Raw genomic sequence first — 5,059 nt, 5'->3', positions numbered from 1 at the left:
TGTTATTATTCATCTAGGGAATAAATGTTAATTGTTTTACTTTTTTATTTTCCCTTTTTTTGTGACTTTATGAACGATAAATTATTGGGACAAATCTGTCATCGCCCCCAGATCGCCCTTTCGTCCTAGCGATCACCTTCTCGTCCTAGCGATCGCCCTTTCCTCGTAGCGATCGTCCCCTGTTAGTCTAAACTCCAGTTAATAAAAATTATGTTAAAAGCCGTTTTACCAAAGTAAAACTTATCACTTGGGCGACAAATTATTGGCACTTAATAGCATAATTCCTTGAGCGACTTTTTCAGCAGACCCTACTTATCATCAAATTTGTAAATTAGACGATCTTTTTGAGAGATTCTTCTTGACCAAAAACCTGATAAATTATGTTTTAATTGTTCAGGTTTTCCCGTCCCTTTGGTAGGATCGTCTCTCAATATTTCTTTGAGAAGTTTACAAAGATTTTTATGTAAAGCTTTATCTTTTTGTCGCAATTCTTCGTAAATTTCCCATGTTTTTCCTTCAAATATTAAGGTTCTCATTTAGTTGTTCTTGATTAAGAATGTAACCTTTATTTTGGCTATGAGTAGCGAGAGAGTCCTTAATTTGTTGCATTAATTCACTATTTTGCAAAACAAATAAGGTTTCTTTTTGTTGTTCCCAATCTTCAGCACTAATAATAATAAAATCTTCTCCATTTTGAGAGGTTATTTTAAGGGGAGTATGTTGCTCAATGAGGCTCTTCGGTTTGTGTGATGCAATGGACGGGGGTTATAAGGGATGGAACCCTTATATAGAAAGGCATTTAGCGATTTTTGTCAATTCTTTTCGATCTAGAGCGAACTAATCAATTAAGTCTCCTGCCAGATAAGGATTTAGTCGATTTATGCCTCCCTATCGAACCATACCAAGTAACGAAGAGCCCTCAATGACTTGTTTAATAAAGTCTTGGATATTATTGGTAAATTGATTAATCGAGATCGCATTCATGCTTTTTCCTCATTTTCCTTGGGTTTCGCTTAAGCAAATCGATAAGTTATCTTATAAGGTAGGAAGCGCGATCGCCTTATTCACCAAATGGGCCTGGTGCGTCCCCAATATCTGAATCATAGAGTCACAAGAGTTGCATCAGGGAACGCACCCTACAAGAGCTACACTCGTCGGTGATCGCACTAAATTTGTATTAGTTTACTTTTGATAATGCTCGACATAGGAACGCAGAACGGTATTAATCATCGTTTGATAGTTTTTACCTCGGCTTTTAAACCAATCCAAAATATCTTCGTCTATCCCAATCGAGATGGCTTTTTTCGTGATGGGTTTGACCAGTGTGGCGTTGGACCAGAAATGATCGTCGAGTTCGGGTATATCAGATGTATCTATGGCCGAGTCGGGGATATTTTCGATTTGTTTAAGTCGTTCGTCGGAGATAGTCATTGTATTGTTTCCTTTCTTTGGGTGTGGCTTTTCGGGCGGAAATTAGGCGGATTTTGCCGTTTCTATCAGTATAGATCGCGGTGACGATCACAGTACCTCGGATGGTACCGATACCGATCTCTCGTATTTCTCCATAGTCATAACGGTCATCGATCGCAGTGAAGTAAATCCCTTGAAAGATTTCTTTGGCTTCTTCAAAGTTTATCCCATGTTTTTGTTGATTCTGTCGATTTTTGTTTTCATCCCATTCAAATTCCATCAGCATCTACAAAATATATATACAAAATCGATAAGTTGTCTTATAAGGTAGGAAGCGCGATCGCCTTATTCACCAAATGGGTCTGGTGCGTTCCCAATATCTGAATCATAGAGTCACAAGAGTTGCATCAGGGAACGCACCCTACAAGAGCTACTGCTGGCGAATTCTCGGTTTCGCATTCTCGTTGTCCTTGAGATCAAGCACGACACTCTCGTCATCAAAACTGATCTTCCTTTGCAGCACGGGTCTGGGTGCTGCTTGCATTGTCTGCCTCGATTTCAGTTGCAATGGTGCGGCGAAGATTGGTGAGGCGACAAACTTGCCTTGTACTACGGACTTATGGGGATTATCCTGCTCCCGGATCTCCATCTGTTTCTTCTCGCTGTACTTACAGTAGCCGACAAGCCCGCTTTGATACGAGGCGACAAAGTTCCAAAAGAAGCCCTCGACATGACCGATGTAATGGTCATAGACGGTCTTAAAACCGTACATCTCGGTTTGGATGAAAGTATGTCCTGCGGCACGGCTGGCTACCCCCCTCGCAGGCGGGACCCGGCCGATCAGGATGTGGCCGGTCAATGGATTCGGCAGATCGATACCGAGTTGCGGCAACGCATCCGCTGTATAATGGGAAGTCTCACGACGTTCCGGTCGGCGTGCCCCCATTCCCGCACCACCCTTGCTCGATGGAGCTAGATTTTCGGGCGTTGTTTCAACCTCTGTGCCCCAAAACCACTCGCCCCAGGTCTGTGGTCGAAGCTTGGCAACTGGTGCAGCGATATCGAACAGGTCACGATAGACCTGACCGTTGTCGTTGAAGATGATGTGAGCGCCACGGGAGAACGCAGCAAGGACTTCAACCCCAAGAGTACCAATGATACGGTGTTCGATATAATTTAGTATCCCCTCGTATGGTGTGTTTTGGATCGCCGCAAAGACGGCTCTCAACTTTTGAGTTTCTTCATCCGACCAGTCTGCAGTATGGACAGGATTATGGGAACGATCGACCGCTTGACGGGTATATACGGGATAGCCGCCATAGATCATGTTGAGGGGGTTTAAAACACCATAGTCATAGTAGCGGCGCGTCTCTGGTAGGCGGTGGTAACGATCATCCGGCTCTTCGTTATGCCAGACATATGTTGTACCGGTTTTTTCGAAGAATTTGCCCTGGAGCGGCCGTGGTATACTCGCCAACGAATCCAGTCTTATGGTTGGGCGGTCTAGACCCGCTGTCAGGGAGCGCGCGCTCATCAGGTCCGCTTCATTTTCAAGCGACTTAGGGAGTGTCAATGCTTCCTGTCGCTGTACCGATGCTGGCGCATCGAGTCTTTGTAAGACTTCCGAGGCTACCTTGTCCGCTTCCTGTTCGTAGCGATCGCCTGCTTCCCCGATCGCCAATTTACCGCGCACAGTCCCTGTTTGCTGCACCACATGGGTCAACTCATGGGCTAGTAATTCCTTGCCACTGGAACTACCGGGATTGTATTCCCCTTGGCGGAAAAAGATGTCTTGTCCTGTAGTGAAGGCACGAGCACTGAGGGATTGATTGAGAGCATCAGCCGTGCTGTCGGTATGGACGCGCACCCCACTGAAATTGGTGCCAAAAGCGGATTCCATTTGCCGCTGGATGCCAGCATCGAGCGATCGCCCCCCACCCCGTGTCTGTTCAATTGCTGCTTCCACTTCTGGGGTGGCTTCGGTTTCTCTCGGTCCTTGGCGAGACAGTTCCACTACCCGTTGGACGTAGCGGTTGCCGTACTGCCGCTGCATCTGAAGCATCAGTTGGCGGCCGCGGGCGGGGTAGTCTGAGGTTGCCCGACTGAGCAAGTTAGCGTGAACTTTGGCCGAGGGAGGACTCCCCATCCGACTGATGGTCTGTACCAAGGGGTCTTGTTGAGTCACCAGGGCATCTTCTTGAGCAGTTGTCCTCTGGGTTTCCCGTTCCTTGGTCGGCTGGGAGTGCTGGGATTTGGTGTCGGGGGTCGATTGGCGATCGCGCATGGCACACCTCATATCAAAAGTAGTCTGACAGTTTCTCCAAGGAAATGAAAATTCTCCTCATGCCCTTTGGCTACTATATTATTAGTCTAGCACAAAAATGGAATAGTTTTGAACCCCTAAAATAATTCCTGAATGATTTTGTCTGTTATCAATCCAATTAGTATGGATTTTATAAAAGTGTATCTTCATCTAAATACAGACGAATTTTGGTCATTCTATGAGTTGTTTTTGTTGATAATGTTGTTTGGCGAGTTCTTGATAGGCAGTTTGTTCGGCTGCTATGTCTCGCTCTATTTCCTCTCTATTAGCGTGATAATAGGTTAATGCTGCATAAATTTGAGTGATATTTAAATGATTTAATCTTCTAGCTATCTCTTCGGCGTTGTTACCTTGGTTATATAAACCGGCGATTTTCCGAACAGATGTTCTTGTTCCTGCGAGTACAGGACGATTATTATGGGGATCGATGGCGATCAGTTTGCCAATGTCGGTCAGTGTTGCCAAGGGGGTTCTCCAAGGGATTGTCAAGATCTTCTGTTATTTTATGGTAGCGTAACGCAGCGAAAATCAAGCGCTTTTGTCAAAAATTGAGATATTTTGGGGGAAATAAATAAGCATTAATTCGGTGCGTTACATTTCATTAACGTACCCGACAAGATCAGCAATTACTCTGTAAATTATTAACAATGTTTAAATAGACCTCTCCAACAATTGTCAACATAAGGGCTGAAGCCCTTACTACGAGCCTATCAAAATCTTTTCTGGAGAGGTCTAATATGCAACAGCTTAACTACTTACTTTGGCTCGACTTTGAGAACTTTTTCTGTTACCAAACGAACCTCAACCGCTGCAAAGGGTTCAACTGCAACTGTCACCATATAGCTAATCCCTGCTTTCATTCGTCCGTCAAGCGCCCCCCAAAAATCCCAAGCATTCGGGGTGCGTTCAGGTTGGGAAACCCAGGCGCGGAGAGGTAGAGATTGATTGGCTATTTGCCCCTTGAGGACTTCCGTTGGCAAAATTGGATAGCTCAATAAGGTCTGCAAAATATTGCCTAACAGTCGATGTTCTTCAGTTCAAGGGGTGACAGAGGGGCTACAAGCTAGATAGAGCGGGGAGTCTAGCCAAACGACCCCCTAAAGAAATAGAGTGGTTAGGACAACCACTCAAAAATTAAAAATGTTACCTTCATTCTATCAGGCTTGCTTACAGGCAAACCTTAGCGAGGCGAGCTATTTGACCTTACAGATAGTAATCCTGCTCTTACAAAGTCATCGGATAGTCCAACTAGAGAAACTGGCCGCTCTTTTCCCGCAACCGATAACCTTTGAAAGTAGAAGACGGAATTTGCCGAGATTTCTTAAG

7 protein-coding genes and 1 pseudogene are annotated in these 5,059 nt (G+C 45.0%); 1 reads left to right on the top strand and 7 read right to left on the bottom strand.

Features of this window, described 5'->3' with window-relative positions; all coding sequences use genetic code 11:
* Positions 1 to 308: 308 nt before the first annotated feature.
* From H6F92_RS00715 to H6F92_RS00685, 7 genes are all read right to left on the bottom strand, one after another.
* Positions 309 to 536, bottom strand: a complete 228-nt coding sequence (locus H6F92_RS00715) for a Txe/YoeB family addiction module toxin (protein WP_190356439.1) — start codon at positions 534 to 536, stop codon at positions 309 to 311.
* Positions 517 to 672: a hypothetical protein gene (locus H6F92_RS26670; RefSeq protein ID WP_323670473.1), complete on the bottom strand. Its 156-nt coding sequence runs from the start codon at positions 670 to 672 to the stop codon at positions 517 to 519. The genes H6F92_RS00715 and H6F92_RS26670 overlap by 20 nt, the downstream gene beginning before the upstream one ends.
* A gap of 510 nt (positions 673 to 1,182) precedes the next feature.
* Entirely contained in the window at positions 1,183 to 1,431 is a 249-nt protein-coding gene (locus H6F92_RS00705) for a BrnA antitoxin family protein (RefSeq protein ID WP_190356438.1), read from the bottom strand.
* Entirely contained in the window at positions 1,406 to 1,690 is a 285-nt protein-coding gene (locus tag H6F92_RS00700; protein WP_190356437.1) for a BrnT family toxin, read from the bottom strand. The genes H6F92_RS00705 and H6F92_RS00700 overlap by 26 nt, the downstream gene beginning before the upstream one ends.
* A 150-nt stretch (positions 1,691 to 1,840) precedes the next feature.
* Positions 1,841 to 3,694, bottom strand: coding sequence for an eCIS core domain-containing protein (locus tag H6F92_RS00695; protein ID WP_190356436.1), 1,854 nt, complete (start codon positions 3,692 to 3,694; stop codon positions 1,841 to 1,843).
* A 210-nt stretch (positions 3,695 to 3,904) separates the two neighbouring features.
* Positions 3,905 to 4,198 carry a DUF433 domain-containing protein gene (locus tag H6F92_RS00690; RefSeq protein ID WP_190356435.1) on the bottom strand — a complete coding sequence of 98 codons (294 nt, stop codon included), beginning with the start codon at positions 4,196 to 4,198 and terminating at the stop codon, positions 3,905 to 3,907.
* A 290-nt stretch (positions 4,199 to 4,488) separates the two neighbouring features.
* Positions 4,489 to 4,755, bottom strand: coding sequence for a Pvc16 family protein (locus tag H6F92_RS00685; RefSeq protein ID WP_265795874.1), 267 nt, complete (start codon positions 4,753 to 4,755; stop codon positions 4,489 to 4,491).
* 118 nt (positions 4,756 to 4,873) lie between these two features.
* On the opposite strand from H6F92_RS00685, the pseudogene H6F92_RS25510 reads away from it, so the two are divergent.
* Positions 4,874 to 5,059 (top strand): annotated as a pseudogene (locus H6F92_RS25510) (IS4 family transposase); the annotation flags it as partial.

This window comes from Microcystis wesenbergii FACHB-1317 (genome assembly GCF_014696875.1).
GTDB classification, from domain to species: domain Bacteria; phylum Cyanobacteriota; class Cyanobacteriia; order Cyanobacteriales; family Microcystaceae; genus Microcystis; species Microcystis wesenbergii_A.
This window is presented reverse-complemented; position numbering and strand designations above follow the sequence as displayed.

Coding starts and splice junctions, on each gene's coding strand:
- H6F92_RS00695 (WP_190356436.1), bottom strand. CDS start 3,694: ATGCGCGATCGCCAATCGACCCCCGACACCAAATCCCAGCACTCCCAG.
- H6F92_RS00715 (WP_190356439.1), bottom strand. CDS start 536: ATGAGAACCTTAATATTTGAAGGAAAAACATGGGAAATTTACGAAGAA.
- H6F92_RS00700 (WP_190356437.1), bottom strand. CDS start 1,690: ATGGAATTTGAATGGGATGAAAACAAAAATCGACAGAATCAACAAAAA.
- H6F92_RS00705 (WP_190356438.1), bottom strand. CDS start 1,431: ATGACTATCTCCGACGAACGACTTAAACAAATCGAAAATATCCCCGAC.